This is a genomic window from Bacillus spongiae (assembly GCF_037120725.1).
In the GTDB taxonomy this organism is placed as follows: domain Bacteria; phylum Bacillota; class Bacilli; order Bacillales; family Bacillaceae_K; genus Bacillus_CI; species Bacillus_CI spongiae.
In genome coordinates, this window is record NZ_JBBAXC010000002.1 from 200,044 (window position 1) to 219,051 (window position 19,008).

Annotated in this window: 16 protein-coding genes; 15 read left to right on the top strand and 1 reads right to left on the bottom strand. The window is 37.7% G+C overall.

Annotation, left to right across the window (positions count from 1 at the left end; genetic code table 11):
• Window positions 1-37: 37 nt before the first annotated feature.
• From WAK64_RS03150 to WAK64_RS03190, 9 genes are all read left to right on the top strand, one after another.
• Complete coding sequence (locus WAK64_RS03150) at window positions 38-1,555, top strand: acyl-CoA carboxylase subunit beta (RefSeq protein ID WP_336585699.1); 1,518 nt, start codon at window positions 38-40, stop codon at window positions 1,553-1,555.
• 284 nt (window positions 1,556-1,839) lie between these two features.
• Window positions 1,840-2,751: a 2-dehydropantoate 2-reductase gene (locus WAK64_RS03155; RefSeq protein WP_336585489.1), complete on the top strand. Its 912-nt coding sequence runs from the start codon at window positions 1,840-1,842 to the stop codon at window positions 2,749-2,751.
• Complete coding sequence (locus WAK64_RS03160) at window positions 2,744-3,130, top strand: DUF3397 domain-containing protein (protein WP_336585490.1); 387 nt, start codon at window positions 2,744-2,746, stop codon at window positions 3,128-3,130. Before WAK64_RS03155 ends, WAK64_RS03160 begins: the two co-directional genes overlap by 8 nt.
• Before the next feature lie 80 nt (window positions 3,131-3,210).
• On the top strand, window positions 3,211-4,830 hold the full coding sequence (bshC, locus tag WAK64_RS03165; protein WP_336585491.1) for a bacillithiol biosynthesis cysteine-adding enzyme BshC: 1,620 nt from the start codon (window positions 3,211-3,213) through the stop codon (window positions 4,828-4,830).
• 176 nt (window positions 4,831-5,006) lie between these two features.
• Complete coding sequence (mraZ, locus tag WAK64_RS03170) at window positions 5,007-5,438, top strand: division/cell wall cluster transcriptional repressor MraZ (protein ID WP_336585492.1); 432 nt, start codon at window positions 5,007-5,009, stop codon at window positions 5,436-5,438.
• Between the two features lie 32 nt (window positions 5,439-5,470).
• Window positions 5,471-6,403 (top strand): 16S rRNA (cytosine(1402)-N(4))-methyltransferase RsmH, encoded by a 933-nt coding sequence (rsmH, locus tag WAK64_RS03175; protein WP_336585493.1) that lies wholly within the window; start codon window positions 5,471-5,473, stop codon window positions 6,401-6,403.
• 98 nt (window positions 6,404-6,501) lie between these two features.
• A complete protein-coding gene (gene ftsL / locus WAK64_RS03180; RefSeq protein ID WP_336585494.1) occupies window positions 6,502-6,861 on the top strand; it encodes a cell division protein FtsL in 360 nt (119 codons plus the stop codon).
• A gap of 2 nt (window positions 6,862-6,863) precedes the next feature.
• Window positions 6,864-9,071, top strand: coding sequence for a penicillin-binding protein (locus WAK64_RS03185; RefSeq protein WP_336585495.1), 2,208 nt, complete (start codon window positions 6,864-6,866; stop codon window positions 9,069-9,071).
• Between the two features lie 122 nt (window positions 9,072-9,193).
• Entirely contained in the window at window positions 9,194-10,114 is a 921-nt protein-coding gene (locus tag WAK64_RS03190) for a DUF4030 domain-containing protein (protein WP_336585496.1), read from the top strand.
• A 951-nt stretch (window positions 10,115-11,065) separates the two neighbouring features.
• Here the strand turns inward: WAK64_RS03190 and WAK64_RS03195 are convergent.
• A complete protein-coding gene (locus WAK64_RS03195; RefSeq protein WP_336585497.1) occupies window positions 11,066-11,191 on the bottom strand; it encodes a hypothetical protein in 126 nt (41 codons plus the stop codon).
• A gap of 102 nt (window positions 11,192-11,293) precedes the next feature.
• Here WAK64_RS03195 and WAK64_RS03200 point away from each other — a divergent pair, with 102 nt between their 5' ends.
• The 6 genes from WAK64_RS03200 to spoVE all read left to right on the top strand — a co-directional run bounded on the left by WAK64_RS03200 (window position 11,294) and on the right by spoVE (window position 18,818).
• Window positions 11,294-13,210: a stage V sporulation protein D gene (locus tag WAK64_RS03200; protein ID WP_336585498.1), complete on the top strand. Its 1,917-nt coding sequence runs from the start codon at window positions 11,294-11,296 to the stop codon at window positions 13,208-13,210.
• A 189-nt stretch (window positions 13,211-13,399) separates the two neighbouring features.
• Window positions 13,400-14,881: a UDP-N-acetylmuramoyl-L-alanyl-D-glutamate--2,6-diaminopimelate ligase gene (locus WAK64_RS03205; protein ID WP_336585499.1), complete on the top strand. Its 1,482-nt coding sequence runs from the start codon at window positions 13,400-13,402 to the stop codon at window positions 14,879-14,881.
• Window positions 14,874-15,317, top strand: coding sequence for a hypothetical protein (locus tag WAK64_RS03210; RefSeq protein ID WP_336585500.1), 444 nt, complete (start codon window positions 14,874-14,876; stop codon window positions 15,315-15,317). Before WAK64_RS03205 ends, WAK64_RS03210 begins: the two co-directional genes overlap by 8 nt.
• Before the next feature lie 2 nt (window positions 15,318-15,319).
• Window positions 15,320-16,294: a phospho-N-acetylmuramoyl-pentapeptide-transferase gene (gene mraY / locus WAK64_RS03215; protein ID WP_336585501.1), complete on the top strand. Its 975-nt coding sequence runs from the start codon at window positions 15,320-15,322 to the stop codon at window positions 16,292-16,294.
• The gene (gene murD, locus WAK64_RS03220; RefSeq protein ID WP_336585502.1) at window positions 16,294-17,643 is read left to right on the top strand and encodes a UDP-N-acetylmuramoyl-L-alanine--D-glutamate ligase; all 1,350 of its coding nucleotides are present in this window, start codon (window positions 16,294-16,296) and stop codon (window positions 17,641-17,643) included. Before mraY ends, murD begins: the two co-directional genes overlap by 1 nt.
• Before the next feature lie 74 nt (window positions 17,644-17,717).
• Window positions 17,718-18,818: a stage V sporulation protein E gene (gene spoVE, locus WAK64_RS03225; protein WP_336585503.1), complete on the top strand. Its 1,101-nt coding sequence runs from the start codon at window positions 17,718-17,720 to the stop codon at window positions 18,816-18,818.
• Window positions 18,819-19,008 lie beyond the last annotated feature (190 nt).

Consider the following 19,008-nt stretch of genomic DNA (forward strand, 5'->3'; position numbering starts at 1 on the left):
AGGGGGAAGCATAGTGACAACTTCAAAGATAGAAGAAATGACGCTTAATGAAAAAAGAGAACAAGTTAAAGCAGGAGGACACGAGAAATATCATGAGAAGTTAAAGGCTCAAAATAAACTATTTGTGAGAGACCGTCTTCAGCTTCTATTTGATGATGGTGAATACGAAGAGGATGGGATCTTCGCCAATTTTCAGGAGGGAGATTTGCCTGCTGACGGAGTGGTGACGGCCATTGGGAAGGTAAATGGTCAAACAGTGTGTGTAATGGCGAATGACTCGACTGTAAAAGCTGGGTCATGGGGATCCAGAACGGTTGAAAAAATTATTCGCATTCAAGAAACTGCTCTAAAACTGAAAGTTCCGATGTATTATTTAGTGGATTCCGCGGGAGCTCGGATCACGGACCAGCTAGAAATGTTTCCAAATCGAAGAGGAGCGGGAAGAATTTTTCACAACCAAGTGAAAATGTCAGGTATGGTTCCTCAAATTTGTTTATTATTTGGTCCTTCTGCTGCCGGAGGTGCTTACATTCCAGCCTTTTGTGACATTGTCATAATGGTTGAAGGGAATGCTTCTATGTACTTAGGTTCACCAAGAATGGCTGAGAAGGTAATTGGTGAAAAAGTCACGCTTGAAGAAATGGGTGGGGCGAGAATGCACTGCTCAGTGAGTGGATGTGGAGACGTTCTCGTTCAATCGGAGGAAGAAGGAATTCAATCAGCTAGAAAATACCTATCATACTTTCCAATGAATTTCCAAAAAAAGACCACAGATATCCCGGGTGTATCTCCTAAAAGTGGGAGATCACTAGAATCAATTATTCCAAAGCATCAAAACGCACCATTTGATATGTATGAATGCATTGATTCTCTTATTGATGAGGGGAGCTTCTTTGAAATTAAACGGTTGTTTGCTCCAGAACTTATCACGGGTCTAGCTCGGTTAAACGGGAAAGTTATCGGAATTATTGCCAATCAGCCAAAAATTAAAGGAGGCGTTTTATTCCCGGACTCAGCTGACAAAGCAGCAAAATTCATTACTTTATGTGATGCATTTCATATTCCATTACTCTTCTTAGCAGATGTTCCTGGTTTTATGATCGGAACGAAAGTTGAAAGAGCGGGAATTATTCGTCATGGAGCAAAGCTTGTTGCAGCAATGAGCTCGGCTACGGTACCGAAAATATCTGTTGTTGTGCGCAAAGCTTATGGAGCGGGCTTGTATGCTATGGCTGGCCCTGCATTTGAGCCAGACTGCTGTATTGCTCTTCCAACAGCTCAAATAGCTGTTATGGGGCCAGAAGCGGCTGTAAATGCGGTATATTCTAATAAAATTGAAGCAATAGAAGACCCTAAGGAAAAAATTCAATTTGTTCAGGAAAAACAACGAGAATATCAAGAGCATATTGATGTGTATAAACTAGCTTCAGAGCTTATTATTGATGAAGTCGTAGATCCAAATGAGTTAAGAAAGGTACTTGAACGTCGCTTTACCTTCTATTCTTCCAAAGAAGTGTCATTTAGTGAACGTAAACATCCTGTTTATCCTGTTTAACCTATTAGAACGTATGATGCGAAAGAACTGCATTATACGTTTTTTTGATGGCCTAGTTTCTAAATGAATATAAAAAAACATAACCCCAAGTGAAAACGTTGGCATGATAGTAGTCTAGCAGTTATGGACTAAATCCCCTTTAAATTATTAAAAGTCTTTGAAATTACTTTCTTTACAGCTATCCAACCAGCACTTGGTGTATTTTTATTGAAGAAATATAGGACTTTAGGTACATTTTTTGGTAAAATTAAAACATGAAGACATAAGGAAAGTAGAGGAATATATTGAATATTGCAATTATTGGGTCAGGATCTATCGGATTACTATATGCAGCTTATTTGCAGGAAAAACACGCTGTTACGCTATTCACTAATAGAAATGGTCAAGCGAATAGGCTGACAAGTGAAGGGCTTACCTTACAAGCATTTAATGATACAAAAAATATTAGTGTGAAAGCCTATCCGATGACAAGTTTGATGGAGAATAAAGAGTTTTATGATCTTGTAATTGTCGCGGTTAAACAGTACCATCTATCTGAAGTAGTTCCCTCCCTAAGGAATCTCCCGAAGCAGACTTCGCTTCTTTTTCTCCAAAATGGTATGGGGCACCTTGAATTACTTCATACTTTAGAAAATACGACCATCTTTGTTGGAACAGTTAGTCATGGTGCATACAGGTTAGATGATACGTCGGTTTCTCACCGAGGTTTAGGTTCTACGAATATAGCGCTATTTAAAGGCAAAAAAGAACCTGTATTTTCAAAGTTAACAATGATGGGGGCATCGTTTTCATTTGAATTTAAAGAAGAGTATTATTTACTGTTACTTGAAAAACTAGTGATTAATTCGGTTATTAACCCATTGACGGCAATTTTTAAAATAACAAATGGTGAATTATTTCATAATGAACATTTTTGTTCAATCGCAAAATCATTATATGAAGAACTTGAGACGGTTTATCAAAATCTTTCCGTTGTTTGTCCATTCGAGCAGATCAAGGAGATTGGGAAAAAAACAGGGCATAATCGTTCATCCATGCTTTCGGATATTGAAAATGGAAGACAAACAGAAATTGATGCGATATTAGGTTATACGCTTTCTATTGCAGAAAAACAAAATAACCGTCTGAGCTTAGTCCCGCTACTATACAAAGGCATTAAAGGGGAGGAATTAAGAGGGAGGAAACAAAGTGGCTAATGTTTTATCATCGATTGGAGCGGTTTTCGTAACCATCCCTTTAGTTGGATATTTTATTGTTTTTATTATTGTGAAGCAACTTTCAAAGCAACACCGTCTTGCAGTTAGTTTCGCAATTGATATTACGACGCTCCTTTTATTATTTGCTGTTCATTTTATTATTCTGACAATATGGGAACAATCTTTTTTTTGGTTAATCTTCCTCTTCATGCTAATAATGGGAGTCGGCTTTATCCTTTTATACTGGAAGGTAAAGGGTGAAATCATTTATTCAAAAATTATAAAAGGGTTCTGGAGAATGAATTTTTTAGTTTTGAGTTTTGCTTATGTGACATTACTACTCTTTGGTCTTATTTACCGTCTGCTCACAACAATATAAGCAATTTTTTTTCATTTCTGATAAGAGAATGCTATACTTGTTTGAGAATTTAAGAAGTAAAGTAAAGGGGTTACAATTCTATGGAACTGGAAAAGTTCTCGATTCCGGCTACAAATCGCTTCGCGTCTTTATATCTTCAACAACAACAACCTGTTACGGACTATTTTCATTATCAGATTACAGACTCTGATGTTTATCGAAAAAGAGTGAATGATCTTCAAAAGCGCACATTCCAACGGGAGAAGCTTGTTGAATGTATTGATCAATATATGGAACGTTTTCCTAGATCAGAGAAGGTAGAGGAATCGCTATTAAAATTAAAACACGACGGGGTTGTAGTAATTGGCGGACAACAAGCAGGTTTATTAACAGGCCCACTATATTCAGTACATAAGATAATATCTATCATTGCATTAGCTAATCAACAAGAAAGAGAGTTAGGAGTTCCGGTTATTCCTGTATTTTGGATTGCAGGAGAGGACCATGACTATCAAGAAATCAATCATGTGTTTGCATTTGATGAAGGAAAGGTAAATAAACTATCCTATCAAGAAAAAAATGTTGATAAACAAATGGTGTCAGGAATGTCTTTTGATAAAGATAAGATGAACACATGGATTCGATCTGTCTTTGAATCTTTCGGAGAGACTGTTCATACTAAAAAATTGTTAGCGATGGTCGAACGTGCAGTGCAGTCATCAATGACGATTGTAGACCTATTTAGTTACATTGTTATGGAGATGTTTAAAGACTATGGACTATTAATTATTGATTCAGCGGATTCATCTCTTCGTCAAATCGAAAGGCCATTTTTTCAACAGTTATTAGAAAAAAATGAAACCATCACGAAAAATTTACTGTTTCAACAAGAAACTATAAAAGTTGATGGATTTGAACCTATGATTGATGCAACTGAGTTTAGTATGAATTTATTTATTCAGCATAACGGTGAAAGAATGTTATTAGAGAGAACAGAAGAGGGTGCGAAAAGTAAGGGTGCAAAAAAACGTTGGAGTATTTATGAGCTCAACAATACTTTACGATCAGCACCTGAGTCGTTCAGCAATAATGTGGTGACAAGACCGATGATGCAAGAATGGCTTTTTCCGACGCTAGCATTTATTGCTGGACCTGGAGAAATCGCCTATTGGGGAGAGTTAAAGAAAAGCTTTGAATGCATGGGGCTGAAGATGCCTCCAATTATTCCTAGACAAAATATTACCATATTAGAAAGGGATATAGAAAAGCTTCTTGGAGAATTCAATGAGACTCCCGAGAAGGTCATTCAGCATGGGCTATTACAAGAAAAAAACGCCTTTATCAGCAGTTTAAAAGATGAAAGCTTACATGATGCAATACACGGGGTGAAAGAAAAATTAATTTCTCAATATGGTGATATTACAAATTTAACAGAAACGCATGATAAAGGCCTCATGCCTCTTGTTGAGAAAAATTTAGCTTTTCATCTGAAGCAACTTCAATTTTTAGAAGAGCGCATTGTGAAAAGTAATCTGTTAAAAGAAACGATAAGTATAAAAAAATACGATCGAGTGATTGCATCATTACAACCAAATGGGGTACCACAAGAGCGAATTTGGAATGTGTTTTATTATTTAAACAAACATGGTCTACATTTTATTCATGAATTAACCAGTCTTTCTTATTCTTGGGACGGAAGACATAACCTTGTAAAAATGTAAAAAAAATCATGGGTTTTAGACTGTGAAAACAAGATGAATAACAGATTTTACAAAAAACTTACCCACCTATGGGTGAGTTTTTTGATTTTTCTAAAAAAATAGAATACTTTAGTTAAATATGGGTGGTGGAAAGTGGGGGGATGTGGTAAAGTAAGGAGTGAAAGTGGGGGTAGCTTATGTTCATGGGTGAATATCATCATAATATTGACCAAAAGGGACGGGTTATTGTTCCAGCCAAATTCCGTGAACATCTAGGTGATTCTTTTGTCATTACACGTGGATTGGATCAATGTTTATTTGGTTACCCAATTGATGAATGGAAGCTACTAGAAGATAAACTAAAAGCCCTCCCACTAACGAAAAAAGACGCACGTGCTTTCACTCGTTTTTTCTTCTCAGGGGCAACAGAATGTGAATTGGACAAGCAAGGAAGGGTTAATCTTCCTTCAACACTTACAAAGTATGCTTCACTTGAAAAAGAATGTGTTATTTTAGGTGTTTCCAATCGAGTTGAGATTTGGAGTAAGACATTATGGGAAGACTATTTTACACAATCAGAGGACTCCTTTGCAGAACTTGCCGAAAATATGATAGGATTTGATATTTAAGGCACCACATTCGATTGGAAAGGTTGAAAGAAATGTTTAATCATACAACGGTATTATTGAAAGAAACAGTAGATAGTTTGAATATTAAGGCTGATGGCGTTTATGTTGACTGCACATTAGGTGGAGCCGGTCATAGTGAGTATTTACTCTCTCAATTAAGCGATTCGGGACATTTATTTGCATTTGACCAGGACGAAACGGCCATTAGTCATGCGAAACAAAGATTAGCTCAATATGAAGGAAATGTCACATTCATTCAATCAAATTTTCAGCATTTAAAACAAGAGTTGAATAATCGAGGGATTGAGAAAGTGGATGGTATTTTATATGACCTTGGTGTTTCTTCCCCACAATTAGACACACCTGAAAGGGGATTTAGCTATCATCATGATGCACCATTAGATATGAGAATGGATTTAAATGGAGACGTATCTGCTTATGATGTCGTAAATCAGTGGCCGTATGAAAAATTAGTTCGTATTTTCTTTCAGTATGGTGAGGAAAAGTTCTCGAAACAAATTGCTCGCAAGATTGAGGAGACAAGAGAAAAATCACCTATTAAAACAACTGGAGAGTTAGTCGATATAATTAAAGAAGGAATTCCAGCTCCAGCACGACGAAAGGGGGGCCATCCTGCTAAACGAGTGTTCCAAGCCATTCGGATTGCAGTAAATGATGAGCTAGGTGTCTTTGAGGATTCAATCAAACAAGCCATTGATCTATTGGATACAACTGGACGTGTGAGTGTCATAACGTTCCATTCATTAGAAGATCGGATATGTAAATCGGTTTTTAAGGAATTGGCTAGGGGGCCAGAACTACCTCCGGGCTTACCCATTATTCCAGAAGAGTACAAGCCAACATTGAAAATCGTTACAAGAAAACCAATTATTGCATCTGATGAAGAATTAGAAGAAAATAATCGAGCTAGATCTGCCAAATTGAGAGTGGCTGAAAAAAGGTAGTGGACTCATAGCAAGGGTGAGTTCATGCTAACAAAATTAAGTGCCCCCCATCGTTAGGGGGAATATCATTTATTTTGGAGGGAGAGGGGGAAAGTGAGTTGAGCAATCTTGCTAAAAACTATCAACAACAAACGGTTGATCGTGTCGAGCCTGCTATTCAACCACAAAGGAAACCTCGGGTAGAAAAAAGACTATTTACACTAGGAGAAAAACTATTATTTGTCGGCCTCATTGCTTTTGCCTCCTTTATGGCAATAAAAATTATTGCAACACAAGCCAGCATTTATGAGGTGAACAAAGATATTCAAAAATTGGAGCAATCCATTCAAACGCAACAAAAACAAAATAATAATTTGGATGTTCAAATTAGCGAGCAAAAGACATATGATAGAATCCTTGAAAAGGCAAAGCAAGCTGGACTAGATTTAAACGAAGAAAATATTAAGGTTGTTGAATAATAATGAGACAAAAAAACGTAGCAAGAAAAATAGGAGCAGGAATATTGTTTATAATATTCAGTCTGCTCTTTTTGTTATTGGTGTTTAGGTTCGGGTTTATTCAAATTACCGGAAAAGCGGAAGGAAGGGTTCTGGCTTCTCAAGTAGCTGAAAAATATTTAAAAAGCAGCGTGTTAAAAGCTAACAGAGGAACGATATATGATCGAAACGGGAAGGTCATTGCGGAAGAAACGGCTTCCTATAAGCTTGTTGCCATATTAGACGACTCCGTAACGGCCGATAAAAAGAACCCAAAACATGTTGATGATCCAAAAGGAACGGCGAAAATATTGGCAGAATATATTGAGATGAGTGAAGAAGATATATTGGAACGTTTGTCTCAAGAAGAATCCTATCAAGTAGAATTTGGCTCGGCGGGAAGAGAGATTTCCCAAACAGTAAAAAATGCTATTGACGAGGAAAAATTACCGGGCATTACGTTTGTGGAACAATCTAAACGGTTGTATCCAAATGGTATCTTTTCCTCACATTTAATCGGGTTTGCTCAGAAGGAAGAAATCGATAATAAAACCGTTACTGTTGGGAAAATGGGCATTGAAAGTAGTTTAAATGATGTCCTAACAGGGAAGGATGGAAAGCTAGAATATCAGTCTGATAGTTGGGGCTATTTACTCCCTAATGGGGAGGAACTCGTTACTGCGCCAGAACATGGGAATGAAGTATATTTAACGACTGATACTACCATTCAAACCTTTTTAGAAGATGCTCTAAGTAAAGTTGAAGAAGAATATGAGCCAGAGAAAATGATAGCCATTGTGGCAAATCCGAAAACAGGGGCTATTCTAGGAATGAGCCAACGTCCAAGCTTTCATCCTGACACTCGAGAAGGGTTAGAGAATTGGTCAAATGAAGTGGTGGAATCTGCATTTGAACCGGGTTCTACGATGAAATCTTTTACGTTAGCAGCGGCTGTCGATACTGGAGTTTTTGATCCAAATGATACATATCAATCAGGAGAATATAAAGTTGACGGGGTACCAAAACCAATACAAGATCATAATAATGGAGAGGGTTGGGGGAAGATATCGTACTTAGAAGGAGTACAGCGCTCCTCGAACGTAGCTTTCGCATATTTACTAGAAAAAATGGGAGAGGATACGTATCTCGACTATTTAAATAAATTTCATTTTGGACAGCCAACAGGAATTGGTCTTCCGAACGAAGCATCGGGGACGGTTCTCTACAAATATCCAATTGAAAAAGTGACAACAGCATTTGGACAAGGGACGACCCTCACACCGCTTCAAATTATTCAGGCGGAAACAGCGATTGCAAATGATGGAAAAATGATGAAGCCATACGTTATCGATAAAATCGTCGATCCGAATACAGATAAAGTCATAACGAAAAACAAACCGACTATTGTCGGAGAACCAATATCGGCTGATACGGCCAAAAAGGTAAGAGAATACCTTGAAACAACGGTTACATCAGACAGAGGGACAGGCAGGTTTTTTAACATCGATGGATATCAAGTTTCAGGGAAATCAGGAACGGCACAAGTAGTAGATCCTGAGACAGGGAGTTATATTTCTGGTGATAAAGAGGCTTACATTTTTTCCTTCTTAGGAATGGCTCCGTCGGATGATCCTCAGCTTATAGTGTATGTAGCGATTCAACAGCCAGAGATCCCTACTGGTGAATATGGCTCTACAGTTGTTTCAAAAGTATTTAACCCTGTAATGCAAAACTCGTTAAAATACTTAAACATTCAATCAGAAAAAGAGATAAATATAGAAGAAATCTCAGTTCCTGACACGAAAGGCCAATCTGTTGCCAAATATGTCGAGCGATTACAAGCGTTACAACTAGACCCTATCGTGATAGGAGAAGGCACTACGATAAAGAGTATGTACCCTTCAAGTGGTCAAAAGGTGTTAGCGGGGGAAAAAATTATCATAAAAACAGAAGGGGAGACCGTATTACCAGACTTAAAAGGCTGGTCTATAAAAGATGTATTGAAGGTTGCTAATGTAGCAGAGCTCAAGCTAGATATTATTGGCAGTGGTTTTGCAGTAAAACAAACCATTACCCCTTCCTCGATTGTGAATAAAGGAGACCCCTTAACGGTAACCTTCCAATCACCTAATGAAACTAAGGAGAAAAAAGAATCGACAGAAGAAGATGAACAAGCTACACCCATAAATTAGAAAGCTGCCGAATGTGGCAGCTTTTTTCAATTTTCTTATTCACCAACGGGCAGAATAATGAAATAACAAAAATTAACATAGCACTTGAAATTGGACATAACCTCTAATAGGGGGTGTTCAATTTGAAGAAAATTATCACTGGTCTTGTGGTAATAGTCTGTATAGCTGTTTTTGCATACCTTATTTTTTATAATTTCAACTCCGAAAAAAACACAACTTTGTATGAAAATGAACAAAAAATTGTTCCTCCTTATCTAGAAGAGATTTCTGAATCTAAAGATAAGGTAGGAGATATCATTTCAGAAGAACTAAGGGCAAAAGGTTTCAACATTATTGGATGGGGTGTATCTTTTCCCGAAAAGGAATTTGATATACGTATCACAGGTTCTGAAAAGTATTTTGATACCGTTAAAAGTGACATTGAAAAAACTGTGAAAGACATTTTACAATCCAAAAATTATGATGCCTATACATTCAAAGTGAGTAGGCATAAGGAAAGTAAGATTGAAATGGGTAAGAAAGAAGAGAATGAAATAAATGAATTTAATATTATCTCTACTGCCATTACGGAAGAATTGAGAAAACTGGATTACAACATATTATCATTGAGGATGGGCTTTGATTCCAAATCACTTATTGTAGAGGTCCCTGATAGCGAGGGTAGAATCGATGAGATGAAACAATTAATTAATAATATTGTTAAAGCAAATAATCTAGACCCTATTTCGTTAAACATAAAGAAAGTTGACATAAGCAGAAAAGGATTAGATGAGAGATGGAGTGAGATATTGAGCGTAGTTAGTGAAGATTTATTAGGGAAAAAGGATTACAAAGTTAGAATGGTAGGATATTCTGTCCACCCTGAACCTGAAATCCAAATGTTTATCAATTTGCTTAGTAGGGATGAAAATGCGAAGAGCTTTGCTCAACAACTTGAAAAAGTGATTGATGACTTTCTAAAATCAGAACAAATGAAATCAAGAGTTAATAATGTTCCATACGACATTACAATATATAGTATTGACGAAAAAATTATAAATTGATAGAAACATTTTAGGTATCAGTGTTCCTATTGGAACAGGTACTTGATTGTATACAGAAAATAGATATAAAAAATTGAAATCGGCGTATTCCTAAATAAACATAGGATACGCCGATTTTTTTTTCTCAATAGCAATAATCTTTTAGAGAACAGCCTTTAAATAAAAATGTTTACGTGTAATCTGTTGCTTTTAATGATTGATAAAATACGGTTTAAAAGGCATTCAAATTTGTGCAAAGATGTATAGAAAGAATTTAACAAATTGCATCTGGTGTTGCTTATGTTCATTGTGGAAGTTGGAATTAGTAAGTAAATTCCGTGCAACCAAAAATTACTGCTCGTTTAAACGTATTCCTCCTATTTCGTTATCCACCTTGTCTGTCGTACTTTTCCGTTTTTTAAGTACACCTCGAGTAATGAAATCACTTCCTATATGGAGCAAATATAATCGTTTGCCTATAATTATAAAGATTTCTATATGGGCCACTGGGCTACGTTTGTCATGAAGACGTTCAGACAGGATGTCGAGAACTTAGCATGAGTTCCTCAATGATGGCTAGCTCCGTCGGCCAGCGGCTAGTAAACTTGCCCTCTCCTCCTTACGATAAGTCAACATCGATTCTCTGCGCTCCTCGTGTTTCCTTTATCTCGAGGCCTACAGGATGTAGGTCATGAAGGCGTTTTGACAGGACGTCACGATTTTAGCCTTCGATCCTTAATGTTGTCCAGCTCCAGCGCCTAACGTCTAGTAAACTTGGCCACTCCTCCTTACGATAAGTCAACATCGACTCGCTGTGCTCCTCGTGTTTCCTTTATCTCATACGGGAGCGGGTCAAGTTTATACGTCGCTGAACGGCCGTCTCCGCATTTCGGTGGTGTCTAGCTCCGACGGCTTGTGGCTCGGGGTCAACTGCCACCCCACTCCGGAAATCAGGATTTCCTGCGTGTCGCGTCAGTTGCCTGTCACCCCAGGGCGAGCCGTCTCTGCATTTCGGTGTTGTCTAGCTCCGACGGGTAGCAGCTCGGGGTCATTTGTCAAATCACTCCGGAAATCAGGATTTCCTACGTGCTTCGCCAAATGCCTGTCGCTGCTGAACAACCCGTCTCCGCTTTTCTTTCTCCCCTCATATCTCCTTTGGTACAGGCATATAATTAAGCGATATCAAGAGGGGGAGAATAGATGAAAAGAGTATCAAATGTGACAGTTAGAAAACGTTTGGCCCTTTTGTTTTTGGTTGGGATTCTCATTTTTTCAATTATTGATGTCCGTTTAGGGTATGTTCAATTTTTCTTAGGGGATCATTTAACAGGCTTAGCAAAGGACTTAAGGAGTCGGAATATACCTTTTGAGCCAGAGCGTGGGAAAATCCTTGATCGAAATGGAGTTGAACTTGCAACGAATCAAAGCTCGCCGACTGTTTATGTAGTGCCTCAACAGGTCGAGGACCCTGCCAAAACAGCGGAGGTTCTTGCAGATGCTTTAAAGATGTCTAAAGAAAAAGCTTACCAATACCTTACCAATAATAAAACATGGATTGAACGGATTCCTGAAGGTAGAAAAATTTCCTTTGACAAAGCGAGGGAAATAGAAGAGTTAAATTTGAAAGGCGTTTTCATCGGAGGGGACTCTACGCGATATTATCCGTTTGGAAGTTATTTATCTCATGTGTTGGGGTTTGCAGGTATTGATAATCAAGGGTTAATGGGTTTAGAGAAATATTACGATCAACAGCTAAGTGGGGAAAAGGGAGCCGTGAAATTTTATTCAACAGCTAAGGGGAAAGAGATGCCTGATATGGCGGATGACTTCTCTCCTCCAATAGACGGATTAGATTTGAAATTAACTATCGATACTAAGGTGAATACAATTCTAGAACGGGAATTAGACAACGCAGAAGCTTTGTATGATCCTGACGGAATTATGGCGATTGCAATGGACCCTAATACTGGAGAAATATTAGGAATGTCTTCTCGTCCAACTTTTGATCCGGCAAAATTTCAAGAAGTTCCTCAAGAAATATATAACCGTAATTTACCAATATGGAGTACTTATGAGCCAGGGTCCACGTTTAAAATTATTACGTTAGCAGCTGCATTAGAAGAAAAACTCGTCGACCTTGAAGGGGAGCATTTTTATGATTCTGGCCATACCGAGGTTGCAGGTTCCACTTTGCATTGTTGGAAAAGAGCAGGGCATGGTGACCAAACATTTTTAGAGGTTGTTCAAAACTCATGTAACCCAGGCTTCATTGAGTTAGGTGAAAGGTTAGGAAAGGAAAAATTATTCGAGTATATTGATGATTTTGGTTTTGGGGAAAAAACGGGAATAGATCTTCAAGGGGAAGGAACTGGAATTTTATTTGACCTTGATAGGGTGGGGCCGGTTGAACTTGCAACAACTGCATTTGGACAAGGGGTTGCAGTAACCCCAATTCAACAGGTAGCAGCAGTAGCAGCGGCTGTAAATGGTGGAACCCTTTATCAGCCGTATATTGCTAAAGAACTGATAGACCCAAGGACAGGTGAAGTAGTAATGAGGAACTCTCCAGTAAAGAAACGGCAAGTCATCTCAGAAGAAACATCAGAGGAAATTCGTCATGCATTAGAGAGTGTAGTCGCAGTAGGGACTGGTGGTGGAGCTTTTGTAGACTCGTACCGAGTTGGAGGAAAGACTGGTACCGCTCAAAAAGCAGAGAATGGGAAATACTTAGAGAACAACCATATTGTTTCTTTTATGGGGGTAGCACCGATGGATGATCCACAAGTAGTGGTTTATTTAGCGGTCGATAATCCGAAGGGTACAATACAGTTCGGAGGGGTTGTAGCTGCACCGATTGTAGGCAATATGATTGAAGATATTATGCAAGCCTTGGAAGTAGAACCTAGAAAAGATCAAATCGAAAAAAAGATAGATTATAATGACATTCCAATCGTTGAGGTTCCTAATTTAGTAGGTTTGTCCAAAAAAGACTTATCTCAACAGCTCTATAATTTGCAGCTAAGTATATCGGGAGATGGTGATAAAGTAGTTTCCCAATCCCCTGAAGCAGGTGAAAGAGTAGAGCAGGGATCAACCATTAGGATATATCTTCAATGACCTGTGCGTGGAATTCGGGTTAAATGAATCGAATAATATAATAAGGAAGGCACATTGAATATAGGTTCAAGGGATATGACCTAGCCCTATTTGAATAAAATACAAAAGTGTAGGTCAAAAGCTTAATAGCTTTCGAGAATGATTTTTTGTAAAATAGAAAGGGCTGCCTTTAAATAAGGAGTTGAAAAGATGAAACTGCATATCTTGATGGGTATATTGCCAGTGTACTCTCTGTATGGAGACGGAGATCCACAGATTAATGATTTGACTGACCATCATGAAAGTGTAAAACAAGGCGATCTTTTTTTCTGTATTAAAGGTGAGAAACTGGATGGACATGATTTTGCCCAACAGGCTGTATCAATGGGGGCAGTTGCCATTATTGCTGAAAAGCGCTTGAATGTAAACGTACCTTGTGTGGTTGTGAAAAATACGAGAAGAGCGATGGCCGTTATGGCAGATTATTTTTTTGGTCAACCGACAAAGCAATTATGTTTAGTTGGGATTACAGGAACAAATGGAAAAACGACTACTTCTCTTATAATAGAAAAAATCCTTGATGATGCCGGAAAGAAAACAGGGTTAATCGGCACTTTATTTAGTCGGATAGGGGGAGAGCGGGGAGAGGAAACAAAGGTAAGTAATACGACACCAAATAGCTTGTACCTGCAGAAGTTATTTGCTAAGTTTAGGTCACAGAATGCTACTCATGCTGTTATGGAGGTATCTTCCCATGCATTAGTTCAAGAAAGAGTGATTGGTTGTGATTTTGATATTGCTCTCTTTACAAATTTATCTCAAGACCATCTTGACTATCATGGTACAATGAATGATTATCGGGATGCAAAAGGATTATTATTTTCTCGACTTGGAAACTCATATAATATAAACTACCCAAAGTATGCAATCGTAAATGGTGACGATTCGCATTCATCATTCTACCAAAAGCTCACTGCATCTCATGTTTTAACGTATGGAATAGTAGAAAAAGCGGATATTATGGCGAAGCATATTGAAATGAATGAGAAGGGTACGAGGTTTTTACTAATAACTCCTTTTGGTGAAAAAAAAGTAATGGTTCCGCTTGTTGGTGAATTTAATATTTACAATGTATTAGCAGCGGTTTCTGTTGGATTAATTCAAAAGATAGATCTTAATCAAATAATAAGTAGTATTGAAACATTTCAAGGGGGGAATGGCCGATTCCAATTAATAAATAGAGGTCAAAAATTTATGGTGATTGTGGATTATGCACATACACCGGATGGATTAAAAAATGTGTTAGAAACGGCTGGAAAAATTGCGAAAGGAAAGATCTATGTTGTAATAGGCTGCGGTGGTGAGCGAGATAGGCAAAAAAGGCCTCAAATGGGGGAAATCGCTTGTCACTATGCTGATTATGCCATCTTTACTTCGGATAATCCACGATCGGAAAATCCTCAACACATTATTAAAGAAATGGAGAAGGGCACGACAAAAGAAAATTTCACTTCTATCGTTGATCGAAAGAAAGCGATTTACCATGCTATCCAACAGGGGATAGAAGGAGATGTCATTCTCATTGCAGGGAAAGGACATGAACCTTACCAAATTATTGGTGATAAAATACTTGAATTTAATGATGTTGAAGTCTGTCATAAAGCACTAATGAAGCAGGCTGAGAATGATTAGCCTCAGAGAGGTGGCAGCGCATTCTGCTCAAGTACGCGGTGTGAAGGATACAGATGTATATATCCATACTATTTCAATGAACGGAAATAGTCTGATGCCGAAAGGGTTATATATCCCTTTCGGTTCCGATGAATTTGAAAGTGCAATAAAAAATGGATGTATAGCAGCAGTAATAAAAGTAGATGAATCTTTTCCTCCCTGGTTACCTAATCACTTTCCTTTATTTAAAGTAGAAGATCCGTTATTATTTTTAGTCGTTCTATTGCAACAGTATTTAAAAAATATGAATCAAGAAAAGTGGGAGAAGATGACGAATTTGGTGGTAAATAAACAAGCATTACTATACATGGATAAAAAAACAAATACTAATAGTGAAACGCATTCAAACTTAATGAAGATGATGGAACAGTTGAATGAGTTAGGTAGGAGGGGATAATCATGTTAGAACAAGTGATCATGTTTTCAATTTTAATGGGATTTTTAGTTACCGTTGTATTATCCCCTATTTTTATTCCTTTTTTACGTCGACTAAAATTTGGGCAAAGTATACGTGAAGAAGGACCGAAATCGCACCAGAAAAAGACAGGGACGCCGACGATGGGCGGGATTGTCATCTTATTATCGATTATGATAACGACATATGTCATGACGTTAAAATTCTCTGCTCCAGGTGTAGAGATGTACTTATTGCTTATTGTAACCATAGGCTTTGGGCTTTTAGGGTTCTTGGATGACTTTATTAAGGTTGTGTTGAAGAGGAATCTTGGATTAACCTCAAAGCAAAAACTATTAGGTCAAATTGTTATTTCTGTCATTTTTTATGTAATATATATACAAAATGATTTCTCAACAGCTGTATCGATTCCAATGACAGATTTTAGCCTTGAATTAGGCTGGTTTTACGTTTTGTTTATTGTTTTTTGGTTAGTAGGGTTTTCAAACGCGGTGAACTTAACAGATGGATTAGACGGATTAGTATCAGGTACATCGGCAATCGCCTTTGGTGCATTGGCCGTGTTAGCGTGGAGCCAAGACCAATATGAAGTGGCTATATTTGCTGTAGCAGTAGTTGGAGCAGTACTTGGTTTTCTTGTGTTTAATGCTCATCCAGCCAAAGTGTTTATGGGGGATACAGGTTCTCTAGCATTAGGCGGTGCTTTTGCGACTATTGGTATTTTATTAAAAGCAGAATTATTATTAATATTAATTGGTTTCGTTTTTGTGGTGGAGACTTTATCAGTTATCTTACAGGTGATTTCATTTAAAACAACGGGTAAAAGAATTTTTCGGATGAGTCCTCTTCACCACCATTACGAGCTAATTGGTTGGTCTGAATGGCGAGTGGTCGTAACGTTTTGGACAGTGGGGCTATTATGTGCTGCCCTAGGTATTTATATAGAGGTGTGGATGTAATGAAGAAACAGACAAAATATCGACATAAGAAAATATTAGTATTAGGATTAGCCAAAAGTGGTGTGAGTGCGGCCAAGCTTCTTCAAAAGCTTGATGCGTTCGTCACAGTAAATGACTACAAACCGCTTTCTGAAAATCAGGAAGCCAAAGGTCTCCTTGAAGAAGGAATTAAAGTAATTTGTGGAGGGCATCCTATTGAACTGTTAGATGAAGGCTTTGAATACATAGTAAAAAACCCTGGGATTCCATATACAAATCCCCTAGTAAAGGGCGCGATTCAAAGAGGAATTCCTGTTTTAACAGAAGTAGAGCTTGCTTATGAAGTTTCTGACGCTCCAATCATTGGTATAACAGGAACGAATGGTAAAACAACAACGACAACATTAATATTTGATATGTTAAAAAATGCGCAGCAGAATCCGCGAATTGCAGGGAATATTGGCACAGTAGCAGCTGATGTTGCGCAGCAAGTCACACAAGATGAAACCATGGTTGTGGAATTATCATCATTCCAATTAATGGGCATAGACTCGTTTAAACCACATATCGCTGTAATGACCAACTTATACGATGCTCATCTAGATTATCATGGAACAAGAAAAGAGTATGCTCAGGCAAAAGCAAATATTGCATTAAATCAAACAGAGGAAGACTATCTTGTCTTAAATGCAGATCAGCCGGACTTATTGGATTTATTTAAAGAGTCGCGTGCTCAAAAAGTATGGTTTTCAACGGAAAGAAAGTTAGAAACAGGGGGGTACATTTTCGAAGGGGCATTATATTTCAATAAAGAAAAGATTATCGATATCGTTGATATTGTCGTCCCTGGGAAGCATAATTTAGAAAATATATTAGCTTCTATCTGTGTTTGTAAAATAAGAAGTGTAGAAAATGAGGCAATCATTTCGGTATTAAAACAGTTCTCAGGGGTAAAGCATAGAACTCAATTTGTGTTAGAGCATAATGGGAGAAAGTTTTATAACGATTCAAAGGCGACAAATACATTGGCAACAAAAAGTGCTCTTCTTGCTTTCGACCAACCGACCATTTTACTGGCGGGTGGATTAGATCGAGGTCATTCATTTGATGAACTGATTCCATATTTGTCAAATGTAAAGGCGGTCATAACCTTCGGACAAACTGCTAAAAAGTGGAATCAAACCGCAATTAAAGCTGGAATACAACACGTTATATCTGTCGATAATGTAGAGAGTGCCGTGCCAGAGGCATACAAACACTCTTCAAATGGAGATATTATTTTGTTATCTCCTGCCTGTGCGTCTTGGGATCAATACAAAACTTTTGAAGAACGTGGTGACATGTTTATACAAGCGGTGCATAAACTTTAGTAAGGGCTTGTCTTAGGATTGTGCTTCTTTGTTCAGATTAACCTAGCTCTAATCCAAGTATTGAGGTGTTTATCGTGCCGATAAAAAAATCGACGCCTGATTTTATATTAATTGGGTTAACATTTACTTTACTCGCTCTAGGTTTAGTAATGGTATATAGTGCGAGTGCTGTGATGGCTGAGTACAACTTTAAAGATGAATTTTTCTTTCTAAAACGACAAATGCTCTTTGCAGGTGTTGGCGTCGCAGCGATGTTATTTATTTTAACTATCGATTATTGGACATGGAGAAATTGGGCAAAGTTAATGTTGGTCGTTTGTTTTATTCTATTAATTGTTGTCTTAATACCAGGGATTGGAGTAGAGAGAAACGGATCGAGAAGTTGGATAGGAGTAGGGGCTTTTTCCATTCAACCCTCAGAGTTTATGAAACTTGCAATGATTGCTTTTTTAGCAAAGTATTTATCAGAGGATCAAAAGTATATTACTTCGTTTAAAAAGGGCGTGCTCCCCGCTTTATTACTTGTTTTCACAGCATTTGGATTAATTATGCTTCAACCTGATTTAGGAACTGGAACGGTAATGGTGGGGACATGTATTGTAATGATATTTGTTGCTGGAGCGAAAATCTCACATTTTGCTTGGTTGGGCTTACTTGGATTACTTGGTTTTGTCGGGTTGGTCGCATCAGCACCTTATCGTATTCGTAGGATAACTTCTTTTTTAGACCCTTGGAATGACCCGTTAGATAGCGGCTTTCAAATGATTCAATCTTTATATGCGATTGGACCAGGCGGATTATTCGGGTTAGGTTTAGGAGAAAGTAGGCAGAAATACTTTTATTTACCAGAGCCTCAAAACGATTTTATTTTTGCTATAATAGCGGAAGAGCTCGGTTTTATTGGAGGAACCTTTGTATTATTATTATTTTCGTTATTACTTTGGAGAGGAATTCGTATAGCGTTAGGTGCTAATGATCTCTTTGGAACGTTTCTAGCCGTAGGAATTGTTTCAATGATTGCTATACAAGTGATGATTAATGTAGGCGTTGTAACGGGATTGATGCCAGTTACGGGTATAACATTACCTTTCTTAAGTTATGGCGGTTCTTCTTTAACCCTCATGTTAGTTGCTGTCGGTGTGTTGTTAAATATAAGTCGTTATTCACGATACTGAACAAAAAGGAACCGGTAAGGTTTCCTTTTTGTTTTGTTACGAAATTTATAATCAGTAAGGATGTTTGACGAAAGATTTACAATTCTATTACATTCAATAGTATTTAAGTCTGTTGCCTAAAAAATGTAGTAATATAAAAAACATATTCTCATGCTTCTTTTTTAAGGGTTTTTTTTTTATATTATTATTA